The sequence below is a fragment of the Labilithrix sp. genome, from assembly GCA_019637155.1.
GTDB lineage: Bacteria > Myxococcota_A > Polyangia > Polyangiales > Polyangiaceae > Labilithrix.
This window is the reverse complement of sequence record JAHBWE010000003.1, coordinates 218,276-241,090: the sequence shown is the minus strand read 5'-3', so window position 1 is coordinate 241,090 and position 22,815 is coordinate 218,276. Positions and strand designations below refer to the sequence as shown.

The window sequence follows — 22,815 nt, the reverse complement described above, 5'->3', positions numbered from 1 at the left end:
GTCACTCACCAACCCCGGAGTCTGTCCGCATTTCCGCATCATGTGCCGACGGCTGCTTGCTCTACGGGAAGTGGACGGGATCACGACGTCGAGCGAAACGCCGTTTCGGAGCTTCCCCCACCACCGTGACCATTTTGTCGCGACGGGGGTGCGCCCCGTCAATCCCGAGCGGCTGGGAGCGTGAGGCGGTGGGTATCGTGGCCGCGGGCGTCGGCGAAGGTGACGGTGAGGGCGTGGGTCTTTCCGTCGATCGCGAGGAGGCCGAAGTATTGCTCGCCGTCGGCGGGGGTGCCGCGGAAGTGCTCGCCCGCGCTCGTCCACTCCGCCTCGGGGCCGAACGTGTCGTCGAGCGGGTTGGCGGGGAAGTGCGCGGCGTGAAGCGGGCCTGCGATGAGCTCCCAGAAGGGATCGAAGTCCTTGTAAGATGCATGCTCCGGCGAGAACCGCCGCGCGCCGCAGTAGTGCACGTCGGCCGCGAGCCACACGACGTTCTTCACCCCGCGGATCGCGCCGAGGAGCCGGGCGAGCTCGTGCTCGCGCTCCGCCGGCGGGCCGTTTCCGTTGCTCCACGAGTCGTGGATGACGGGCCGCGTGCGCCCCCGCCCGCGGAAGCCGTCCGCGATCGGCTGGCCGTTCGCGACGAACTTCCAGACCGCGCGCGACGAGCGCAGCGCCTCGGTGAGCCACGCGACCTGCGCCGCGCCGAGCATGCCGGCCTCGCCCTCCGGCGGCGGCGGATCGTTCGGCGAGCGATAGCTCCGGCCGTCGAGGAGGAAGACGTCGACGAGCGGCCCCCACGCGACCTTGCGGTACATCGGCTGCGAAGGATCGCGCAGAGTCGGGGTGTGCTCGAACATCGCGCGCCGGCCGTGCGCCTCGAGCGCGCCGGTCTGCCCCGGGATCCAGTCGTTCGTGACCTCGTGGTCGTCCCAGATCGACACGATCGGCACCGCCGCGCTGAACGCGAGGACCTCCGCCGATCGCCGCGGGTAGCGCCACGCGGCGCGGAAGTCCTCGAGCGATCGCGCGCGATCGCGGCGCTCGTCTTCGAGGACGTTCCGCCAGACGCCGCCGTCGGGGAGGACCAGCTCGGGCGGGATCGCCTCGTCGGCGTAGATCGCGTCGCCGCAATGGATGAAGAGGTCGGGCTCGCGCTCGCGGAGCGCGCGGAACGCCGGCATGCCGCCGCGCGACGGATCGATGCCCCAGCCTTGACCCGCGACGTCGGCCGACCACGCGAGGAGCACGCTGCGATCGTCGAGCGGCGCGGTCGCGAAGCGGCCGGTGAGGCGCTCGCCGTCGTCGAACCACGCGCGGTAGTGGATCGGCGTCCCGCTCGGCAAGCCCGTGAGGCGGACCTTCGCCGTGAAGTCGGTGCCGCCGTGCGCGATCGGGCCGAGCACCTCCGTGACGCGATCGAAGCTCGGCGCGAGCGACCACTCGACCTTCATCCGCGAGGCGCCGGCGGCGCGCGACCAGATCACCGCGCTCGCGTGATCCACGTCTCCCGACTGTACGCCCCACCGCGGCGGATCGAGCTTGCGGCGGCACGCGAGCGAGCTCGCGGCGGCGGCCTGGAGGAGCTGGCGGCGGCCGAGCTTCATGCCGCCGGGATCGCGAGCCGGTGGAGCTCGCGCCCGAAGGCGTCGAACCAGCGGACCTGGAGGTTGGGGTCGCGCGGATCGACGTCGATGACGCCGAAGAACTGGCGCCCGTCGGCGGGCGAGCCGCGCGCCTCCCAGTCCATGCTGCACCACGCGAGCTCGGGCCCGAACGTGAGATCGAGGTTCTTTCGCCCGAACGCGGTCGCGTGCATCGGCCCGGCGACGAGCTCCCAGAACGGATCGAAGTCCTTGTAGATCGCACGCACCGGATCGAAGCGGTGCGCGGCGGCGTAGTGGACGTCGGCCGCGAGCCACACGACGTTCTTCACGCCGCGCGCCTTCAAAGCGGAGAGGATGCGCGCGAGCTCGACCTCGCGCTCGCGCGGCGGCCCACCTTCGTCGTTGCCCCAGCCGTCGGCGACCCACGGCAGCGCCGCGCCGCGGTCGCCGATCTGGAGTCCGATCGGCATGTCGCACGCGACGATCTTCCAGCGCGCGCGCGAGGTCGCGAGCGACTCCACGAGCCACGCCTCTTGCGCCGGACCGAGCAGCGCGCCGGCGGCGGGCGGCGGCTCGTTCGGCGAGCGGTGCGAGCGGCCGTCGAGGAGGAAGACGTCCGCGAGCGGTCCGTAGCGGAGGACGCGGTACATCGGGTCGGCGGGGCGGAGCGCGGTCGGGAGGTACTCGAACATCGCGCGGCGCGCGTGCGCGGAGAGCACGTCGACGCGGCGCTCGCCGTAGCGCTCGTCGGCGAGCACCTCGCCCGGGAACCAGTTGTCGCGCACCTCGTGGTCGTCCCAGATCGCGACGAGCGGCACGTCGGCGGAGCAGGCGCGAAACTCCGCGCAGCCGCGCGGGTAGCGATGCGCGGCGCGGTAGTCGTCGAGCGTCTCCGCCACCTTCGTCTTGCCGGGATCGACGACGTTGTTCCAGCTCGTCCCGTCGGGGAGGGCGATCGACCTTGGGATCGGGTCGTCGGCGTAGATCGTGTCGCCGCAGTGGATGAAGAGATCGGGCTGCATCCGGTGGAGCGCGGCGTACGCCGGCATGCCGCCGCGCGCGGGATCGGTCCCCCAACCCTGGCCGTTCGTGTCGCCCGACCACGCGAAGCGGAGCGCGGTCGCCGTCGTCGGCGCGGGGCGGAAGCTCCCGTAGCTCCACTCCGAGCCATCCATGCGCGCGCGAAAACGAACCGGCACGCCCGGCGCCAGGCCGCGCACGAGCGCCTTCGCGGTGAAGTCGGTCGCCGCCGTCGCTTCGCTGCCGTGCACGGTATGGAGCGGCGTGAACCGATCGCCCGCGGCCCCGGCCTCGCCGATCTCGACGACGAGCCGGGACGGACGGTCCGCGCGCGACCAGACCACCGCGCTCGTCGCGGTGACGTCGCCGACCTGGACGCCCCAGAGCGTGCGCGGCGCGTCGGACGCAGGGATTTGCGGGCTTCGCGGCGCGCAGCCGGTCGCGAGCGCACCGAGGAGGAGGTCGCGCCGGCCGATATGGTACCCTCGACCGCCGCGCATGCGCCGCTCTTACCATGTCGTCCAGACGTGCGTGCGGCTCATCGCGGTCGTCGTCGCCCTCCTCGCGTTCCCGGCGTGGGCCCTCGCGAGCGCCGACGAGGTCGCGGACGCGGGTGCGATCGCGGCGCCGTCGGCCTCCGTCGCGCCCGGCGCGGCGTCGACCGACGTGCGCGTGCGCGACAAGGTCGTCTTCACGTTCCAGGCGGCGCACGGCGGGCGCACGCCGGTGCAGCGCGCGAAGGAGGCGCAGGCCGCGTTCGACACGCTGCTCGCGCACCCCGAGCAGCTCGGCGACTCGCGCTTCGAGGAGACGAAGGAGGGGACCGCGGTCGTCTACGTCGGCGCGACGCCGGTGCTGACGCTCGTGCGCGAGGACGCGCAGGCGAGCGACGAGTCGCTCCACGTCCTCGCCGGCCGCGTCACGGCGAAGGTCGCCGACGCGGTGTCGAGCGAGCGGCAGCGGAGCGCGATCGCTACGACGGTCTTCAGCGTCTCGCTCCTCGTCTTCTCGGCGCTCGTCGCGTTCTGGCTCTTGGGGCGCGCGTCGGAGCTCGCGGAGCGGCTCCGCACCTGGATGGCCGACAACCCGGAGCGGCTCGCCGCGATCCGCCTCGGCAAGATCGAGGTCGTGAGCGCGGGCGCGACGCGCGGCGGCTCGTCGATCGCGCTTACGCTCGGCTATCGCCTCATCCAGATCGCGATCGCGTACGCGTGGCTCATCTTCGGCCTCTCGCTCTTCGAGTCGACGCGCGGGTACACCGAGCGCCTCACCGGCGCGATCCTCTCGCCGGTCTACGCCCTCGCCACCCGCATCGGCACCGCGCTGCCGGTCGCGATCCTCGCCGGCATCGCGATGCTCGCGGTGAGCGTCCTCGTCCGCTTCGTCGGCCTCTTCTTCGACAGCGTCACCCGCGGCGACACGCGGATCGCGTGGCTCCCGCGCGAGCTCGCGCGCCCGACGAGCACGCTCCTCCGCATCGGCATCGTCATCGCCGCGCTCGTGTTCGCCTCGCCGCTCATCACCGGCTCCGGCGACGGATCGCTCGCGCGGGTCGGTCTGGTCGCGCTCCTCGCGATCGCCCTCGCCGCGACGCCGCTCCTCGCGTCCGCGGCGGCGGGGACGATCGTGATCTTCGGGCGCCGCGTGAAGAAGGGCGAGCTCGTCGAGTTCGGCGGCCGCTCCGGCCGCGTCGCCGAGGTCCGCCTCTTCGACGTTCGTCTCGAGGACGCGGCCCAGTCCGACATCAGCGTCCCGCACGTCCTCGCGCTCATCCACCCGACGCGCATCCATCGCCATCCGCCGCTCGCCGCGGTCGACGTCGTCGTCGACCCCGCCGCGTCGCAGGCCGACGTCGAGCAGGCGCTCCTCGACGCCGCGCGCAGCATCAGCTCGCGCGGCCGGGTCGAGCTCGTGTACCTCGACTCCGCCGGCGCGCACTGGCGCGTGCACAGCGCGACCCATCGCGGCGACCTCACGCTCGGGAGGGCGGTCCAGGACGCGCTCGCGAAGCTCGGGATCGGGCTCGGGAGGAAGACGGGACCGTGAGCGCGATCGCCCTCCTCATGGGCCTGCTCGTGCTCTCGTACCTCGGCACGCTCCTCGTCAACCTCGGGAAGACGAGGGGGCTGCCCTCCGGGATCGAGTTCATCGTGCTCGGCTTCGCGGTCGGTCCGCACGCGCTCGGCGTGCTGGAGCTGAAGGTGATCGACGAGTTCGAGCCGCTCGTGCAGGTCGCGCTCGGCTGGCTCGCCTTCGTCGTCGGCCTCGACTTCGGTCGCGTCGAGGGCCGTCGCGTGAAGCAGGCGTCGACCGCGCTCGGCATCGTCTGCGCGCTCGTGACCGGCGGCGTCGTCGCGTTCGCGGTCTACTACGCGGCGCCGCGGCTCGCGCTCCCCGGGATCGAGGGCCAGAAGTCGCGCCTCCTCCTCGCGGCGGGCGCGGGCGCGGTGAGCGCGGAGACCGCGCGCTACGCGGTGGAGTGGGTGCAGGCGCGGTGGGGCGCGAAGGGCCCGATCTCGCGGCTCCTCGTCGACATCGGCGCGGCGGACGACCTCGCGCCGCTCGTCGCCGCGGGCGCGATCTTCGCGCTCTCGCCCGCGGCGGGGATCGCGGTGACGCTGCCGGCGTCGGGCTGGTTCCTCGCGAGCTTCGCCCTTGGCGCGGGTCTCGGCATCGTCACGGCGGTGCTCCTCCGCGGCGCGGAGGGCGACGCGGTGTGGGGCGCCGTCATCGGCACGATCCTGCTCGGCGTGGGGGCCGCGGCGCGTTTCGGGTTATCAACCATTTTCGTGACATTCGTGATGGGGATCGCGCTCGCGGCCGCGTCGCCGGCGCGGACCGCGCTCCGGCACCTGGTGCGCCCTACCGAGCGCGCGGTGCTCTACCCGATGCTGCTCCTCGCGGGCGCGCGCGTCGACGTGCGGCCGCTCGTCGAGCACCGATCGCTCGCGGCGCTCGTGGCGCTCGTGCTCTGCGCGCGGATCGCGGGCAAGCTCGTGTCGGGCCTCCTCGTCCGCGCGTCGACGGCGGTCGCGAAGCCGGCGGGGCCGCTCCTCGGGATCGTGCTCCTCTCGTCGGGGCCGGTGTCGACCGCGTGCGGGCTGGCCTTCGCGCTTCGGTTCCCGGGCCCGCTCGGCGACACGCTCCTCGTCGCCGCGGTCGCCTCGGCCGCGCTCGGCGAGCTGGTGTCGACGCTCTCGCTCCGCGCGCTCCTCGTCGAGGCGGGGGAGATCGCGCCGGCGTCGGTCGCGGCCGCGCCGTCGATCCCGCCGCCGCCCCCGTCGGTGCGCCCGCCGGAGCGCGCGACGCACCCGCCGCCTCCGCCTCCGTCCTCGACCCGTCTTCCCGTCGCCGCGGTCGCGGACGAACTGGGGGACCCCAACGACGAACCCTGATAGGGTAGGCCGCTCCCATGTCGCAGGCCGCTCCTGCTCATCAGCTCCCGGTCCGTCTCGCGCAGCTCGCGCGCACGCTCGAGTCTCGCTTCCTCGGCAAGGACGAGGTCATCCGCCTCCTCCTCATCGCGGTCGTGGCGGGCGAGCACGCGGTGCTCATCGGTCCGCCCGGCACCGCGAAGAGCGCGCTCATCCGCATGTTCGCGCGGCTCCTCCAGGCGAGCTACTTCGAGTACCTCCTCACGCGCTTCACGGAGCCGAACGAGATCTTCGGTCCCGTCGACATCGCCGCGTTCCGCGAGGGCCGCTACCAGCGCCGCATCGAGGGGATGCTCCCGGCGTCGGAGGTCGTGTTCCTCGACGAGGTGTTCAAGTCGAACTCGGCGATCCTGAACGCGCTCCTCACGCTCTTGAACGAGCGCCGCTACACGTCGGGCGGCGTCGTCCTCAAGTGCCCCTTGCTCTCGTGCTTCGGCGCCTCGAACGAGGTCCCGACCGACGAGACGCTGACCGCCATCTTCGACCGCTTCCTCCTCCGCATCCGGTCCGACAACCTCGACGCGTACCACTTCCAGGATCTCCTCACGAAGGGCGTGCAGCACGAGATCATGGCGCTCACCGACGCGCCGGTGCAGCCGATCGTCTCGGCGCGCGAGATCCAGGAGCTCCATCGTCAGTTCGCGCAGCGCATGCGCTTCACGGAGGAGTTCTTCTCGCAGTACAAGGGCCTCGTCTTCCAGATCCGCGCCGAGGGCGTCTCGCTCTCCGACCGCCGCGTCGTGAAGCTCTTGAAGCTCTTCGCCGCGAGCGCGTTCCTCGACGGCCGCGCGCAGCCGGACGCGAGCGACTTCTTCGTCCTGAAGCACATCTGGAACAACGAGGACCAGAGCGCGATCCTCGAGTCGATCGTGACGCCGGTGCTCGAGGCGCACTACCGCGATCACCCGAACGCGCGCCGCGTCGGCGCGGCGGGCATCGGCATCGAGGCGCTCGCGGGCGAGATCGACCGCGTGCGTCAGGTGCTCACCGGCGGCGGCGGCCTCTCCGACGTGCAGCTCTTCTCGCAGCTCAAGGCGCTCAACGAGATCAAGGCCGCGCTCGGCGCGAGCCCGGACCCGCGCGCGCCGGAGCTCATCCAGCGCGTCGACCAGCTCCTCGAAGCCGCCTTCCGCAGCGGCCGCTTCGCGCAGCTGTGAGGATCTGCGCGGTCGACACGTCGACGGCGCTCGGGTCGGTCGCGCTCTTCGACGACGACGTGCTCGTCCTCGAGGAGGCGCGCCGCGTCTCGAACGCGCACGGCGAGTCGCTGCTCCCGATGATCGATCGCCTCTTCGCGGAGGCGGGCTGGAAGCCGCGCGACGTCGAGCGCTGGTGCGTGGGCCTCGGCCCCGGCTCCTTCACCGGCGTCCGCATCGGCGTCGCGACGGTGAAGGGGATCCTCCTCGGCACCGGCGCGTCGTGCGTCGGCGTCTCCTCCCTCGACGCCCTCGCCGCGCTGACGCCGGACCCCGCGCGCACGCTCGCCGCGATCGACGCGATCCGCGGCGAGGTCTACGTCGGCCTCCCGAACCGCGAGCCCGCCTGCCTCGTCCCCGACGCGGTCGCGGCGTGGGCGGACCTGTCCGGCGCGATCACCTTCGTCGGCGAGGCGAGCGCGAAGATCCCGGACCCGCCGGGCTGCACCGTGACGCGCCTCACCGCCGGCGACCACGCGCTCCCGCACGCCCGCGGCGTCGCGCTCGCCGCCCGCGCCCGCGTCGCGATCGCCCCCGACGCGCTCGACCCGATTTACGTCCGCCCTCCGGAGATTACGGTGGCGCGATGAGCAACACGCACCCGATGTACCAGGGGCTCCCCGCCAGCGTGCGGGCGCGGCTCGAGGAGTGGCAGAAGAGCCTCGAGGCGACGTTCGGCGCGGACCTCGTCGCGGTGCTGCTCACCGGCGGCGTCGCGCGCGGGGACTACAAGTTCGGCGAGAGCGACGTGAACGCGATCGTGATCGTGCGCGGCGCGATCTCGTTCGAGCGGCTCGAGGCGATCGCGAGCGCGACGCAGGCGGCGCGGTACGGCGCGCGCCTCTCGCCGTCGTTCATCCACGAGTCCGAGCTCGCCGGGGCGTGCGACGCGTTCCCGCTCCTCTACGACGAGGTGAAGCGCTGGCACATCCGCGTCTTCGGGGAGGACGCGCTCGCCAAGGTCGTCGTCCACGACACCCATCGCCGCCTCCGCATCGAGCAGGAGCTGCGCGAGGCCGTGTTCTGGCTCCGCCGCGCCGTCACCGACTCGCTCGGCGCGCGCGAGGCCGTCGGCGGCTCGGTCCTCCGCAAGATCCGCCAGGTCCGCCGCCCGCTCGCGGCGCTCCTCGCGCTGCGCGGGGTCGAGCACAAGGCCGACGTCGCGAGCGTCGTCGCCGCGGCCGGCGCGCACTACGGCGTCGACGTGAGCTCGCTCGCCGCGCCGCGCGAGAGGCCCGAGGAGGCGCACGCCGCGCTCACGAAGCTCCTCGGCCACGCGATCGAGGACGTCGACCGCGTCTCGACCGGCCCCGAGAGCCTGCGCCGCGAGCCCTGAGCGACCCTGGTCGCCGGTGACCCAGGCCTATCCATGGCGTCTCAACCGGCGGTCGTCCCTGCACATCGGCTGTGAGGTGGTAGCTGCCTGTCCTCCGATGAATGCCCTAAAGCTCTTCGCCGTTGCCACCATCCTTGCCGTCGCGAGCGGCTGCACCGCCGCCGGAGACGACACCGGAACGAGCGAGGACTTCGCGACGCGCGACATCGACAGCATGTTCCGCCGGCCGGACGGCAACTTCGACGTCCAGTGCACCAACGGCACGAAGGAGACCGTCACCCTCGCGCAGCTCGTCGCCGACGAGGCGTGCGGCGGGCCGGGGACCCCGGGCGCGCCCACCCCCGCGGAGCCGGCGCCCGCGAACGAGACGACGATGGAGCTCGCCTTCGGCGACGCGACCGGCGGGCTGAGCCGCGCGCAGTTCGGCGTCACGACCGCGGAAGACGGCGATACCTTCCATATCGAGATCCACGAGGGCGGGGAGGCGAAGTGCCCCGACGAGTCGACGCCGTCACCGGCTCGCACGCTGCTCCTCACCGGCGTGAAGCGCGACGTCGCGGCGGGGGCGAAGCTCACCGAGGCCGACGGCCTCTCCGCCACGTACCTCGACTTCGCGGGAGAGCTCGTGAAGGACCAGCCGTTCGTGCGCGCGAGCGCGATCGCGGTCACCGTCGTCGCGGTGAGCGAGACGAGCGTCGAGCTCGAGGTCGAGGCGACCTTCCCCGACGGCACGGCGAAGGGCCGCCTCCACGCGGACTTCTGCTCGAGCCTCTCTTCAAGGTAGGGGGCTCTGCCCCCTACACCCCGCTCGCAGCCGTAGGACGCGCGCGAAGACGCGCGCATCCTCCGCTGCTCGCCGATGAGCCCTCCGGGCTCCGGGTTACGGGAGCTTCGTCGGACAGATCGTCTCGTCGCCGCCGTCCTTCTTGCAGAAGACCTGGAGCGCGACGTTGCCGGTCGTCTGCAGGTAGTCGACGGTCAGGAGGTGGTTGCCGACGACGAGGTGGACCGGGCCGCTCTTGTCGGCGGGGGCCGTCTTCACGCCGTCGTTGTTCACGATCTCCATCCCGTCGATGAGGAGCTTCGCGCCGTCCTCCGCGACGACGCGGAAGTCGTAGTCGGCCTCGGTGCCGACGACGAGCGGGCCCTCGTAGCGGATGACGAAGTTCTCTTTGCGGTTCGCGTCGACGCCGGGGAAGCCGGTCGTGAACGCCTGCGGCGCGACGTTGAGCGAGCTGAGGAAGAGGACGCCGTTCGGGGTCGTGCTCGCGACGTCCGGGATCGTCGTCGTGCCCGCGTTCACGAAGTAGAGGTTGCCCTTGTAGCCGTTGGGATCGACCGTGCCGCTGCCGAAGATCGTGCCGCCGGTCACGACGCCGGAGCCCGCCGGGGGCGTGCTCGGCGCGGGCGGCACCGTCTGGCTCGGCGCGGGCGTCGGACGGCGGCGGCCCGTGCTGCGGAGCGGCTCACCGACGCGCGGCGCCGGCGTCGACTGGCTCGGTTGCGCCGCCGGCTGGTTCGGCTGGTTCGGTTGGTTTGGTTGGTTCGGAGCGTTCGGGTCGTTGCCCGCTCGCATCTGGAAGCTGCATGCGGCGAGGGTCGAGGTCGCGAGGAAGAAGGTCGGAAAGAGGAGGGAAGTCGGTTTGCGCATGGCAGCCTCAGGTTCGACGAGGATCGGGTCGAGACGTTCAACCCGCGCGCAAATTAGCCCGGATCGTCAGTCGAAGTCCTCGATTTTCCACAGGCCGCGCTCGCGGACGAGCTGCATCGTGCCCTGGCTGTAGGCCATCGTCGCACGGTCGCCCGTCTCCTCGATCGTCGCGGAGGGCAGCGCCTGCTTCACGCCGGCGACGACCTGATCGATCTCCTCTTTGTCGTGGCCTTCCCACGCGCCTTTGAGCTTCGCCGCGTCGAGGCCTTCCTTATGGCCGTCGGGTACGTACTTGAGGACGACGTCGTAGCGCTTCCGCTCCACCGCGCGGATGAAGCCCTGGATCGCGTGGCGCGGCGTGTCTTGCGCGTAGAGATCGATCGCGGTCGCCTCGACCTTCCATTTGCCGTTCTCGAGGACGAGCTGGAGCTCCTGGCCGTTCGCGCTCGTCACCGTCGCGGTGACGACGGGGCGCGCGGTCGGCCGCGAGAGCGCCTTCGCGATCTCGCGGACCTCCTCCGGGTTGTCCTTCACCATCCGGCGGAAGGCCTCGAGCGAGATGCCACGCCGCGCCTCCTCGCTCAGCATGCGGTAAGCGTCCTCCGCGCGTCCTTCGTCGAGCGCGCGCGAGTAGGAGCGCAGCACCGAGTGCGGGTCCTCGGCCGTTTTGCCGCCACAGCCCGCCGCCAGAGCGGACGAGAGGAGGATCGCGACGGAGAGGTTTTTCACGGCCCCTCTCGTATCACGGGTCACGTCCTCACGGCGAGCACGAGGATCCGCGCGACCTGGTTGTCGTGCGCGTTGTCGTCGCTCACGACGATGACCGATCCGCGACCGTCTTCGAGCCGCGGTCCGATCGCGAGCCCCTCGTAGTTGTCCATGAGCGGGCTCGACTGCGGCTGCTTCGGCGCCGGCAGCCCGCGGAACGTGAGCTGGCCGAGGTCGACGAAGAGCCGCTTCGTCAGCGCCGGCGTCGCGGCGGAGAGCGCGTCGATCGCGGCGCAGCTCGTGCTCGCGTCGAGCGTGACGCGGTGGATGCGCGCGGTGTTGCCGCGGTACCGCGTCCAGCCGCGCTCGAGCACGAGGAGCTCGTTCTCGCCGACCGCGGCGAGGTCCGAGACGCCCCAGTCGCCGGTGGCGTAGGGCGCGGGATCGGTCGCGTAGGCGTACTCGTCGATCTCGCCGGTCTCGCGATCGATCCGCACGATGCGGACGCGCGTGCCGGCCTCGAGCGTCGCGACGCTGCCGTCCCGCGGCAGCGCGACTTCGGTCGTGGTGAAGAGCCAGCGCCCGCTCGGCGTGAGCGTGAGCGACTCGAGGCTCTGGTTGTGCCGCGCGTCGCGGAAGCGCTCCGGCAGCACGATCTCGCGGACGAACTGGCCCGTGCGCGAGATCTCGATCACGCGCGGGCCCTCCTCGCTCGCGACGATGAAGCCGTCCTTCGTCATGACGAGACCTTCGAGATCGACCGGTCCTCCACACGTGACGTGGACCATCTCGGCGAAGTCCCAGCGCGTGAAGTCGGCGTTCGGCGCGAGGCGGACGATGAGCGCCGACTCGTCCTGCACCGCCCAGAGCGAGCGCGTCGCCCCGTCCCACGCGATCCCGGAGAGCTCGCGGCTGCGGGCGTCGGTCGCGGGCAGATCGTAGACCGAGTACAGCTCGACCGCGGCGCGGGGGCGGCGCGGCGCCGAGGCCCCGTTCTGCCGCGTGCAGGCGGCGAGACCGAGCCCAGCCAGGAAATGCCGGCGCTGGAGCGGGAGCCCACGCATTCGGCAGATGATCTTACCCCGCGCGCGAGTAACCTGAGAGGAGCCCAGAATGAGCCAGGAATCGCGCTCCGATCTCGAGACACTTCCCATCCTCCCGCTCCGGAACAGCGTCGTGTTCCCCGCGAGCGTCGTCCCGATCAACGTCGGCCGCGCGCGCAGCGTCCGCCTCGTGGAGGACCTCCTCGGTCAGGACCGCGCCGTCGTCGGCATCGTGAGCCAGCGCGACTCGGACGTCGACGAGCCCGGCTTCGAGGACATCTACGAGGTCGGCACCGTCGCCCGCGTCGTGAAGGTCATCCGCCTCAGCGTCGCGAACTACTCCGTCGTCTTGCACGGTCTGTCGCGCCTCAAGGTCGCGGGCAAGGTCGGGCTCGAGCCGTACATGCGCGCGAAGGTCCGGCGCGTCGCGGAGGACCTCGAGCGCGACGTGGAGCTCGACAAGCTCGGCGCGCAGCTCCGCGAAGGCACGCGCGAGCTGCTCGAGCTGCTCCCGAACCTGCCGAAGGAGACGGCGGGCATCCTCGAGAACGTGCGCGAGTCGGGCGCGCTCGCCGACCTCATCGCGTCGAACCTCACGATCGACAACGTCACCGTCTCGGACAAGCAGCGCGTCCTCTCGACCTTCGATCCGAAGGAGCGGGTCGCGCTCGTCCTCTCGATGGTGCAAAAGCAGCTCGAGCTGCTCCGCGTGAAGCGGGAGGTCTCGACGATGGTGACGGAGGAGGGGAAGAACCAGCGCGAGCTGATCCTCCGCCAGCAGATGAAGAGCATCCGCGAGGAGCTCGGCGAGACGGACGAGGACGACGTGGAGGAGCTCCGCGAGCGCGTGCGCGTGGCGCAGCTCCCCGAGGACGCGATGAAGATCGCGAAGAAGCAGCTCGGCCGCCTCGCCGGGATGCAGCAGCAGTCGGCGGAGTACAACGTCACGCGCACGTACGTCGAGTGGCTGTCGGACCTGCCCTGGCAGAAGACGACGCAGGACAAGCTCGATCCCGCCGACGTGCGGCGCTGCCTCGACGAGGACCACTTCGGCCTCGAGAAGGTGAAGAAGCGCATCGTCGAGTACATCGCGGTGCGGAAGCTCCGGGCGGACAAAAAAGGTCCGATCCTCTGCTTCATCGGCCCCCCCGGCGTCGGGAAGACCTCGCTCGGCCGCTCGATCGCGCGCTCGATGGGCCGCCGCTACCACCGCATCGCGCTCGGCGGCGTGCGCGACGAGGCCGAGATCCGCGGCCACCGCCGCACCTACGTCGGCGCGCTGCCGGGGCGCATCATCCAGGGCCTGAAGAAGGTCGCGGTGAAGAACCCGGTCTTCGTCCTCGACGAGATCGACAAGATGGGCGTCGACATGATGGGCGACCCGGCGGCGGCGCTCCTCGAGGTCCTCGATCCGGCGCAGAACAACACGTTCCAGGACCACTACATCGACACGCCGTTCGACCTCTCGCAGGTCACCTTCCTCGCGACCGCGAACAACCCGGACACGATCCCGGGCCCGCTCTGGGACCGCCTCGAGGTCATCGAGGTGCCGGGGTACACGCGGAAGGAGAAGCACTCCATCGCGAAGGAGTTCCTCGTCCCGAAGCAGCTCTCCTCGCACGGGCTCACCGACGAGCGGCTCACCTTCGAGACGGACGGCATCCAGACGATCATCGAGAGCTACACGCGCGAGGCCGGCGTGCGCGGGCTCGAGCGCGAGATCGGGAGCGTGTGCCGTCACGTCGCGATGCGCCTCGCCGAGGGCGAGGACGTGCGGCTCAACTGCAACTCCGACTTCGCGCAGATCGTCCTCGGACCGCCGAAGTACACGCCCGATCTCGCGGAGCGCACGTCGTCGCCCGGCATCGCGACCGGCCTCGCGTGGACGCCCTCCGGCGGCGACATCCTCTTCATCGAGGCGTCGAAGATGCCGGGCCGCGGCGAGATCATGGTCACCGGCAACCTCAAGGCGGTGATGCAGGAGTCGGCCCACGCCGCGATGAGCTTCGTGCGCTCGCGCGCGTCGCAGCTCGGGCTCGATCCGAAGTTCCTCGAGACGATCGATTTCCACCTCCACGTCCCGAAGGGCGGGACGCCGAAGGACGGACCGTCCGCCGGCGTGACGATGTTCTCCGCGATCGCCTCGCTCCTCCTGGCCTGCGCGGTGAAGAAGGAGGTCGCGATGACGGGGGAGATCTCGCTCCGCGGCGCGGTGCTCCCCGTCGGCGGGATCAAGGAGAAGCTCCTCGCCGCGCATCGCGCCGGCATCAAGGAGGTCCTCGTCCCGAGCCGCAACGCGAAGGACCTCGAGGAGGTGCCGAAGGACGTGCTCTCGGAGCTGAAGGTCCACCTCGTCACGCGCGTCGACGAGGTGCTCCCGCTCGTCCTCGAGCCGCCGGCGGCGGGCCCCACCGACGGCGCGCCGTCGTCGGCCTCGCCGTAGCGCTCACCGGCGCGGGGTCATTTCCTTCCGCCGTCCTTTCCACCACGGACGACGTTCGTCTTCGAGAGGTCGGGCGCGCCGCCGAGGTTGACCGCGCCGCCCGCGGGGCCGCTCGAGATATTCGTCTTGCTCGGGTCGGGCTTGCCCTCCGTCCCCGTCTTCGTCGTGTCCGGCTTCCCCGCGACGTCGGTCTTCTGCGGATCGGGCGTGCCGTTCACGTTGACCGCCCCGCCGAACGGATCTTTCGGCATCCCCGGCTCCGTCGCCCCGCACGCCGCCGCCGCGCCGACCACCAGCGCCGCGACGAGAAACGAGGCCTTACGCAGAACCTGCATTCGCGCGATGCTACACGCCCTCTTCGAGTGCGCGCCATGCTCCGTGGTCCCTTCGCGATTGGCGCGATCGTCGTCTTCGTCCTGATGACCGCGATCGGGTTCTTGCCGCTGTTCGGCGGGCCCGGGTACGAGCACTCGCTCGCCACCGGGCTCGTCGCTCCGCTCGCGGCCGCGATCGCCACCGCTCGGTTCGCGCCGCGGTCGAGGACGCCGAGCGAGCTCCTCGGGCACGGGCTCGCGGGCGGGCTCGCGTACGCCGGGATCTCGCTGCTCACCGCGTTCCTCCACGTGCTCCGGGTCGGCATCTGCGAGGTCGGCGGCGCGCTCCTTTACTTCGCGCTCACCGCCGGCGTCGGGGCGATGATGGGCGGCGCGTGGGGGGCGGTCGTCGGCGAGCTCGCGCGGCCGAAGCGCCGCTCTCTGACGGTGCTCCTCTGCCTCGTCGCGCCCGTCGGCGGCGTGCTCGTGTCGCTCTGGCGCTTCTACTCGTCGGCGATGATCTTCGCCTACGACCCGTTCGTCGGGTTCTTCAGCGGCACGCTCTACGACACCGTCATCGAGCCCGGCGCCGCGCTCCTCACCTACCGCCTCGGATCGTTTTGTACCCTCGTCGCGCTCGCGCTCGCGGCGTCGATCCTGCGGCGCACCGAGCGCGGGCACGTCCTCGACCTCACCGCCCTGTCGACGCGCGCGCGCGGGCTCCTCGCGTTCCTCGCGATGTTCGCGAGCGCCCAGCTCGTCATCGCCGGCTGGAAGCTCGGGCACTTCAGCACGACGGAGTCGATCGTCGCCGACCTCGGCGCGGAGAAGCGCGGCGTGCGCTGCGACGTCGTGTATCCGTCGACGACGCGGGAGCAGGAGGCGAACCTCCTCGTGAAGGACTGCGACGAGGAGGTGGCGGCGGTGGAGGAGCGGCTCGGGACGAAGGGGCCGGCGCGGATCCGCGCGTTCTTCTTCCGCGACGAGAACGACAAGCGGCGGCTGATGGGCGCGGCGCACACGTACATCGCGAAGCCGTGGCGCGAGGAGGTGTACCTCCAGCTCGGCGGCTACCCGCACCCCGTCCTCGGCCACGAGCTCGCGCACGTGATCGCGGGCAGCTTCGGGCACGGGCCGTTCCGCATCGCCGGCACCGTGGGCGGGCTCGTCCCGAACCCGGGCCTCATCGAAGGCGTCGCCGTGTTCGCGTCGCCCGACGACGAGGACCTCACCGACGAGCAGTGGGCGCGCGCGATGATGGAGATCGACATCCTCCCGCCGATGCAGCGCGTCTTCTCGCTCGGCTTCCTCGGCGACGCGTCGTCGAAGAGCTACACCCTCGCCGGCGCGTTCATCGACTTCGTCGGCAAGACGCGCGGCATGGACAAGGTGCGCGCGTGGTACGCGGGCGCGACGGTGGAGGAGGCGACCGGCGCGGGGTGGCCCACGCTCGACGCCGAGTTCCGCGCGTACCTGAAGACGGTGCCGCTCCCGCCCGAGGCCGAGAGCTTCGCGCGCGCCAAGTTCAACCGCCCCGGCCTCTTCGGGCGGCGATGCCCGCACGCCGTCGACGCGATCCGGCACGAGGCCGACGTCTGCCGCGACACGCAGCGCTTCGCCGAAGCGATCCGGCTCTACGAGAAGGCGCTCGCGCGGGACGCGCGCGATCACGCGTCGGCGCAGTCGCGCGCGGTGACGATGCGGAGGCACACCGATCGCGAGGCGGGGCGCGCCGAGCTCGAGTCGCTCGCGAAGCGCGAGGACGTGCCGCGGACCTATCGCGATCGCGCGGAGGAGGCGCTCGCGGACGCCGACTTCATCGACGGGGACCTCGCGCCCGCGCGCGCACGCTACGCGACGCTCGCGGCGAAGAGCGTCGACGAGGACGCCGCGCGCACGCTCGAGGTGAAGCGCGTCGCGACGGAGGATCCGGCCGCGGAGGGCGCCGTCCTCGCGCTCCTCCTCGGCGACGCCGCGCACGGCCCCGATCACTTCGTCGCCGGCATCGCGCTCGGACGCTGGGGCGACGCCCCGCTCGCGAGCTACCTCGCCGGTCGCAACCTGCTCCAGCGCGGCTTCTACGAGCGCGGCGCCGCGAGCCTCGATCGCGCGCTCGAAGGAGAGCTCCCGACCGCCCGCATCGCGCGCGAGACGTTGCGCCAGCGCGCGATCGCGGCGTGCGCGCTCTCCGACGCGGCCGCGCTCGAGCGGGTGAAGGCGGCGATCGCGTCGCCGAGCGATCCGTTCGCGGGCGCGGCCGGCGGCCGGCGCGACGCGACGCTGCGGATGATCGAGCGCTGCCTCAGAACGTCCCGGTGAGCCCCGCCGCGAAGCCGCTCCGCGTCGGCGCGACGCTCGGCGCGATCGTGGGGCCCGTCCGCGCGGCGGTCTTCTTCTCCGCCTTCGCCGCCGGCTCGTCCTCCCAGGCGAGGACGCCGGCGTCGAGCGCGCTCGCTCCGAGGACGCCGACGACGGCCCCGACGAGCGTGCCGGTGAGGGCCGCGTCGACGCGCTCGTCGGTACCGCTGTCGCCGCCGGCCGCGGCGGAGGCGATCGCGAGCCCGGCGATCGCGGTGAGCGGCGGGGCCAGGAGGCGGATCCCCAAGTCGCCGAACGCGCGCCCGACGTGATCATGGACGACGTGGACGATCGGAGCGCCGAGGAGGTAGGTGCCGTAGCCCGCCACCCCGAACGGGAACGCGCGCTCGGCGTTGTCCGCGCCGGCGCCGATCGCGACGAGGGCCAACGCGCTCGCGTCGAGGGCGATCGTCTGCCAGCCGTACCACTCCGTCTCCGCGGCGCGCGCCTCGGGGGCGATCGACGTCGCGGCGACGGCGAGCGCGGCGGCGGCGACGCGGAGGCGCATGACGGCCCAGCATGCGCCGGGTCGCGGCGGAAATCTTCCCTGAAAAGCCTCGTTCCGTGCGAGATTCCCGCCCGATGAAGACCAGCGGACCTACCCAGCGATTCCTCGCCTTCGCCGCGACCGCCGCGCTCGTCCTCGCGTGCGGCTCCGACCCGAAGCCGGAGCCCGTGACCGCGCCGCCGACGGCGGTCACCGCGCCGCCCGACGTCCCCGACGCGGGGGCGGCGCCGGAGGAGGCCGACGCGGGGCCGAAGGAAGACCCGAAGGTCGCGGAGTGCGCCAAGCTCCAGGACGACGCGCAGCTGGCGATGGATGCCGAGCGCATCGCGGTCGACAAGGAATGCAAGAAGGACGCGGACTGCGTGGGCGTGAAGGGGCGCGCGTGCGGCTTCACCTGCGTCACCGCCGCGATCCCGAAGTCGCTCGAGAAGGACTGGAACGCCGTCGCCAAGAAGACGCAGGACGATCAGTGCAAGAAGTACAACGACAACGACTGCGCGAAGCTGAAGCCCGGGCCGGCGCCCGAGTGCAAGGACCGCAAGGTCGCGTGCGAGAACAAACACTGCGTCCTGAAGGACAAGTAGCCCTCGTCGTCGCGGCGCTCGCGCTCGGGTGCACGCGCACGCCGCCGGCTCCGGCGGAGGCGGGGGTGCTCGACGCCGGGCCGCCGCCCGACGCGGCGGTCGACGCCGCGCTCGAGGCGGCCGCTGCGGCCACCCTGGACAAGGGGCCTTTCAACGTCCTCCTCGTCACCGTCGACTCGCTCCGCGCCGACATGCCGTGGGCCGGCTACGAGCGGCCGATCGCGCCGCGTTTGTCTGCGCTCTACAAGCAATCGGTCGCCTGGACGCGCGCGTATTCGACGTCGTCGTTCACGTCGAAGAGCATCCCGGGCTTCCTCACCGGGAAGTACCCGTCGGAGCTGCAGCGGACGGGGCAGTTTTTCACGCGCTACCTCGATCCGAAGGAGTTTCTCTGCAAGAACCTCTCGGCGGAGGGGATCTCGTGCGTGGGCGCGCACGCGCACATGTATTTCAATCCGCCGGGTTCGGGCTTCGAGCACGGCTTCAGCACCTGGAAGATCGTCCCGAACCTCCAGTTCGACTACACGACGGACCCGTACATCACGAGCGACAAGCTCACGCCGATCGCGATCGATCTGATGACCGAGGCGGCGAAGGACGACAAGCCGTTCGTCGCGTGGTTCCACTACATGGACGTCCACGACAAGTACTTCTCGCACGCGGAGAGCCCGCACTTCGGGACGAAGAGCCGCGACCTCTACGACGAGGAGGTCTTCTGGACGGACATGTGGATCGGCAAGCTCCTCGATTTCGTGGAGAGCCAGCCGTGGGGGAAGAAGACGGCGATCATCGTCAGCGCCGATCACGGCGAGGGCTTCGGCGAGCACAACGTCTGGCGCCACGCGCACGAGGTCTGGGAGGAGCTCGTGCGGGTCCCGCTCTTCGCGAAGGTCCCGGGCCGAGAGCCGCGCACGATCGACGTACCGCGCTCCGGGATCGACATCCCCGCCACGATCGCGGAGCTGGTGGGGATGAAGGACGTGCCGCCGATGCACGGCAAGAGCCTGCTCCCGGAGATCGACGGCGCGACGCCGGAGGAGCGCGACGTCGTCGTCGACCTGCCGGAGGACGATCACAACGAGCGCCGCCGCGCGCTGATCCATGGAAAGTACAAGCTCATCGCGTTCGGCGACGACTACCGCTTCTCGCTCTTCGACCTCGAGTCCGACCCCGGCGAAAAGAAGGACCTCTGGCGCGAGAGCCCCGACCTCGCGAAGGAGATACGCGAACGCTACCGCGAGGTATCGAAGCAGATCGTCTACGTGCATCCACGCGGCGGCATCCCCGGCAAGCCAGAAAAGGACCCGAAGAAGCGGTGACCCGGCCCACGGCGATCGATGCCTTCGGGGCTGGGCAGCGCCACGACGGCAGGGACGCGAAGACGTGAGCTGGCTCGCGGCGATCGACCCGTCGTTCGTGGACGATCGCTTCGGCGCAGCGACGGTCGATGCAGCGCTCGCGCGATCGCGCATCTACGCCGAGCTGCCGGCGCTCGACGACGCCGGCCGCCTCACCGCGTCCATCGTCGACACCGAGAGCGGTCGCCTCACGACCCCGATGAAGGTCGCGCTCCGCGTCCGCACGGAGCCCCCACACCCCGGCGCTTCGCCGCCGCCACGGGCGCGCCCGAGCGCGTCACCTGCGAGCCGCGAGGGCGGCGGGCGCGCGAGCGAGCCGAGCGCGGCGGTCATCGATGTCGCGTGCGCGTGCAGGCACCCGCGGTTGTGCGAGCACGCGGTGTGGCTGCTCGTCGACGTCGCCTTCGCCCCGGCGCTTCGCGCCGCGCTCTACCGAACGCACCCGCCGGCGTCCGTGCCGCGCGAGGTCGACGATGCGGCGATCGAGGCGCGGTCGGTGCTCGACCTCGTCGACGCGCTCCCCGCCGTGCGTGTCGCGGCGCTCGAGGCGCGGACGCTCGACGATCGGATCGCCGCCTGGCTGCCGCGAGGGGACTTCGACGACGCCGAGCTCGAGATCGCGGTCGAGATCACCACGCTCGCGGACGGGCGCTCCGCGATCATGCTCCGTCATCGCCGCCGCGGCACCACGCGCGTCATCCCGGCGAAGGACGTGCTCGCGCTCAGGCTCTCGCAGCGGCGCCGCGCGCTCGTCGACCTCACGGCGCCGCATCACGCCGACAAGCAAGCGCTCGTCGCGTCGCGCGGGCAGGCGTCGCTCGTGGTGGAGCTCCTGAAGGACGAGATCGGCGCGTTCGGCGAGCGCTTCAAGGGACACCTCCGCTTCGCGCGCGATCGCGTGCGCCCGCGCGTCGAGCGGGAAGGGGAGCGGCTCGTCGTGCGATGGCGCGCCGAGAGCGGCGCCACGATCGCCGCCGCCTCCGACGCGGTCCTCTTCGCCGGCGCGTTCCCGTGGCTCTGGAGCGGACCCGCGCGCGGCTTCTTCCCCGTCGCGCCCGACGTCGATCTCGACGCCGCGCTCGGGATGCAGCGCGTCCCGTCGCTGCCGCTCGACGAGGACGAACGCGTCGGCCGCGCGATCCTCGCGCGCGGCGGCGGCCTCGGGATCGACCTCCCGTCCGCGCACGCGCTGGGCCTCCCGCCGCTCGAACGCCCCACCTTCGAGCTCCGCCTCGGCGGCACCCCCCTCGACGTGCGCGGCGAGCTGTGGGCGGTGTATCGCGCCGGCCGCTTCCGCATCGGGCGGCAGCCGAACGACACCCGCGATCGCGCGGCGGAAGACGAAGCGGTCGCGCGCGCCGAAGCGGCGGGCCTCTCCTTCGAAGGAGAAGGCGAGCTCGTCGCGTACGAGGAGTCCGCGGTGCGGCTGTGGCAGGGCGGGATGGAGGAGCTCCGCGCGGCCGGCTTCGACGTGCACATCGCCGAGTCGATCGCGAAGACGCGCGTGGGCCCTGCCGTCGAGGTCGACGTGCACGTCGGCTCCGAGGTCGGTTGGCTCGACACCGAGCTCGAGTTCCGCGCCGGCGCGCTCGTCGTCGAGATCGCCGAGCTGCACGAGGCGATCGTGCGCGGCCGCCGCTGGATCGCGCTCGACGACGGCACCCTCGCGCGCGTGACCGAGGACGTCGCGGCGCTCCTCGGCGACGCCGTCCTCCGCGACGCGTCGCTCCGCCTGCCGTCGCATCAGCTCGGCCGCCTCGAGCGCTGGCGCGCGCTCGCGGGCGAGAACGTGCGCGTCACGATCGATCCGCGCACCGCCGCGCGCGCGCGGCCCGCTCTCGCCGCGCTCCCGCGCGCCCTCTCCGCCGCGCTCCGCCCCTACCAGCTCGAAGGCCTCGCCTGGCTGCAGCACCTCCAGCGCGTCGGCGCCGGCGGCCTCCTCGCCGACGACATGGGCCTCGGCAAGACGCTGACGACGCTCGCGTTCCTCGCGCGCTGGAAGGAAGACGCGGGCGGAGAGCCCTCGCTCGTCGTCTGTCCGACCTCGATGCTCGGGACGTGGGCGCGCGAGGCGGAGCGCTTCACGCCCGACCTCCGCGTCGCGCGGTACCGCCGCGGAGCGAGCTTCGCCGACGCCGACGTCGTGCTCGTGTCGTACGGGATCATGCGGAACGAGGCGGAGCGGCTCGTCAAGACGCGGTTCCGCGCGGTCGTCCTCGACGAGGCGCAGAACGTGAAGAACCCGGGCGCGGAGACGTCGCGCGCGGCGCGGCGGCTCGACGCCGAGATGCGTATCGCGCTCACGGGCACGCCGGTCGAGAACCGCCTCGCGGAGCTGTGGTCGCTCCTCACCTTCGCGAACCCCGGCATGCTCGGCGCGCTCGCCGACTTCACCGAGCGCTACGAGGTGCCGATGACGTTCCGCCCCGACGGCGCGGTCGCGGCGGAGCTCCGCGCGCTCGTGCGCCCGTTCGTCCTCCGCCGCACGAAGGTGGAGGTGCTCTCCGACTTGCCGCCGAAGACCGAGATCGAGCGCGTGTGCGTCTTCGGCGCGCGGCAGAAGCGCCTCTACGACGCGCTCGCGATCGCGCTCCGGCAAGCGGTCGCGAAGAAGGAGAAGAAACGAGCGGGCGCGCGCGTCGAGCTCTCGGTGCTCACCGCGATCCTCCGCTTGCGGCAGATGGCGTGCGATCCACGCCTCGTCGACGAGGACGCGTCCGCCGCCGACAGCGCGAAGCGCGCCGCGTTCCTCGACCTCGTGCGCGAGCTCGTCTCGGAGGACCGTCGCGCGCTCGTGTTCTCGCAGTTCACGGAGCTGCTCACGCTCTGGCGCGACGACCTCGATCGCGCCGGCGTGCGCTACGAGTACCTCGACGGCGCGACGCGCGAGCGCGACGCCGCCGTCCTTCGCTTCCAGGAAGGCGACGCGCCGCTCTTCCTCATCTCGCTCAAGGCGGGCGGCGCGGGCCTGAACCTCACCGCCGCCGACACCGTCATCCACCTCGATCCGTGGTGGAACGAAGCGGCGGAGGCGCAGGCGACCGATCGCGCCCACCGGCCCGGCCAGACGCGACCCGTCACCGTCGTTCGCCTCGTCGCGGAGGGCACGATCGAGGACAAGCTCGCGCTGTTGAAGCGCGCGAAGCGCGATCTCGCCGCCGCGGTCCTGCGCGGCGATCTCGACGACGACGACCTCACCGTCCTCCTCGGCGCGTCGTCGGGCGAAGCGGACGACGAGCCGGCCGCGACGAGCTAAGC

General features: G+C 72.0%; 18 protein-coding genes. 11 read left to right on the top strand and 7 right to left on the bottom strand.

All coding sequences use genetic code 11. From position 1 onward, the window contains the following. Nucleotides 1-158: 158 nt before the first annotated feature. Together KF837_07420 and KF837_07415 are read right to left on the bottom strand one after the other, a co-directional pair. Nucleotides 159-1,604, bottom strand: coding sequence for an alkaline phosphatase D family protein (locus KF837_07420; GenBank protein ID MBX3227124.1), 1,446 nt, complete (start codon nt 1,602-1,604; stop codon nt 159-161). After that, entirely contained in the window at nt 1,601-3,124 is a 1,524-nt protein-coding gene (locus KF837_07415; GenBank protein ID MBX3227123.1) for an alkaline phosphatase D family protein, read from the bottom strand. The genes KF837_07420 and KF837_07415 overlap by 4 nt, the downstream gene beginning before the upstream one ends. On the opposite strand from KF837_07415, the gene KF837_07410 reads away from it, so the two are divergent. The 6 genes from KF837_07410 (at nt 3,123) to KF837_07385 (ending at nt 9,374) form a co-directional block, all read left to right on the top strand. Continuing rightward, the gene (locus KF837_07410) at nt 3,123-4,670 is read left to right on the top strand and encodes a mechanosensitive ion channel (protein MBX3227122.1); all 1,548 of its coding nucleotides are present in this window, start codon (nt 3,123-3,125) and stop codon (nt 4,668-4,670) included. The genes KF837_07415 and KF837_07410 overlap by 2 nt on opposite strands. Beyond that, nucleotides 4,667-6,019, top strand: coding sequence for a cation:proton antiporter (locus tag KF837_07405; GenBank protein ID MBX3227121.1), 1,353 nt, complete (start codon nt 4,667-4,669; stop codon nt 6,017-6,019). Before KF837_07410 ends, KF837_07405 begins: the two co-directional genes overlap by 4 nt. Before the next feature lie 17 nt (nt 6,020-6,036). Beyond that, nucleotides 6,037-7,215: an AAA family ATPase gene (locus tag KF837_07400; GenBank protein ID MBX3227120.1), complete on the top strand. Its 1,179-nt coding sequence runs from the start codon at nt 6,037-6,039 to the stop codon at nt 7,213-7,215. Continuing rightward, nucleotides 7,212-7,844, top strand: coding sequence for a tRNA (adenosine(37)-N6)-threonylcarbamoyltransferase complex dimerization subunit type 1 TsaB (gene tsaB / locus KF837_07395; protein ID MBX3227119.1), 633 nt, complete (start codon nt 7,212-7,214; stop codon nt 7,842-7,844). The genes KF837_07400 and tsaB overlap by 4 nt, the downstream gene beginning before the upstream one ends. After that, complete coding sequence (locus KF837_07390; protein MBX3227118.1) at nt 7,841-8,590, top strand: nucleotidyltransferase domain-containing protein; 750 nt, start codon at nt 7,841-7,843, stop codon at nt 8,588-8,590. The genes tsaB and KF837_07390 overlap by 4 nt, the downstream gene beginning before the upstream one ends. Before the next feature lie 97 nt (nt 8,591-8,687). After that, on the top strand, nt 8,688-9,374 hold the full coding sequence (locus KF837_07385) for a hypothetical protein (protein ID MBX3227117.1): 687 nt from the start codon (nt 8,688-8,690) through the stop codon (nt 9,372-9,374). Nucleotides 9,375-9,470: 96 nt separating this feature from the next. On the opposite strand, the gene KF837_07380 is transcribed toward KF837_07385, so the two are convergent. From KF837_07380 to KF837_07370, 3 genes are all read right to left on the bottom strand, one after another. Next, complete coding sequence (locus KF837_07380; GenBank protein ID MBX3227116.1) at nt 9,471-10,241, bottom strand: hypothetical protein; 771 nt, start codon at nt 10,239-10,241, stop codon at nt 9,471-9,473. Nucleotides 10,242-10,307: 66 nt separating this feature from the next. Then, nucleotides 10,308-10,970, bottom strand: a complete 663-nt coding sequence (locus tag KF837_07375) for a hypothetical protein (GenBank protein MBX3227115.1) — start codon at nt 10,968-10,970, stop codon at nt 10,308-10,310. A 20-nt stretch (nt 10,971-10,990) separates the two neighbouring features. Then, nucleotides 10,991-12,013: an esterase-like activity of phytase family protein gene (locus KF837_07370; protein MBX3227114.1), complete on the bottom strand. Its 1,023-nt coding sequence runs from the start codon at nt 12,011-12,013 to the stop codon at nt 10,991-10,993. 49 nt (nt 12,014-12,062) lie between these two features. Here KF837_07370 and lon point away from each other — a divergent pair, with 49 nt between their 5' ends. Beyond that, nucleotides 12,063-14,435 carry an endopeptidase La gene (gene lon / locus KF837_07365; GenBank protein MBX3227113.1) on the top strand — a complete coding sequence of 791 codons (2,373 nt, stop codon included), beginning with the start codon at nt 12,063-12,065 and terminating at the stop codon, nt 14,433-14,435. A 17-nt stretch (nt 14,436-14,452) separates the two neighbouring features. Here lon and KF837_07360 read toward each other — a convergent pair whose 3' ends face one another. Next, on the bottom strand, nt 14,453-14,770 hold the full coding sequence (locus KF837_07360; protein ID MBX3227112.1) for a hypothetical protein: 318 nt from the start codon (nt 14,768-14,770) through the stop codon (nt 14,453-14,455). Nucleotides 14,771-14,806: 36 nt separating this feature from the next. On the opposite strand from KF837_07360, the gene KF837_07355 reads away from it, so the two are divergent. Then, nucleotides 14,807-17,068: a hypothetical protein gene (locus tag KF837_07355; protein MBX3227111.1), complete on the top strand. Its 2,262-nt coding sequence runs from the start codon at nt 14,807-14,809 to the stop codon at nt 17,066-17,068. Here KF837_07355 and KF837_07350 read toward each other — a convergent pair. Then, a complete protein-coding gene (locus KF837_07350) occupies nt 17,052-17,615 on the bottom strand; it encodes a hypothetical protein (GenBank protein MBX3227110.1) in 564 nt (187 codons plus the stop codon). The genes KF837_07355 and KF837_07350 overlap by 17 nt on opposite strands. Nucleotides 17,616-17,689: 74 nt before the next feature. Here KF837_07350 and KF837_07345 point away from each other — a divergent pair, with 74 nt between their 5' ends. The 3 genes from KF837_07345 to KF837_07335 all read left to right on the top strand — a co-directional run bounded on the left by KF837_07345 (nt 17,690) and on the right by KF837_07335 (nt 22,813). Beyond that, on the top strand, nt 17,690-18,199 hold the full coding sequence (locus KF837_07345) for a hypothetical protein (GenBank protein ID MBX3227109.1): 510 nt from the start codon (nt 17,690-17,692) through the stop codon (nt 18,197-18,199). Next, nucleotides 18,163-19,518: a sulfatase gene (locus tag KF837_07340; GenBank protein MBX3227108.1), complete on the top strand. Its 1,356-nt coding sequence runs from the start codon at nt 18,163-18,165 to the stop codon at nt 19,516-19,518. Before KF837_07345 ends, KF837_07340 begins: the two co-directional genes overlap by 37 nt. Before the next feature lie 64 nt (nt 19,519-19,582). After that, nucleotides 19,583-22,813: an SNF2 helicase associated domain-containing protein gene (locus KF837_07335; protein ID MBX3227107.1), complete on the top strand. Its 3,231-nt coding sequence runs from the start codon at nt 19,583-19,585 to the stop codon at nt 22,811-22,813. Nucleotides 22,814-22,815: the final 2 nt, after the last annotated feature.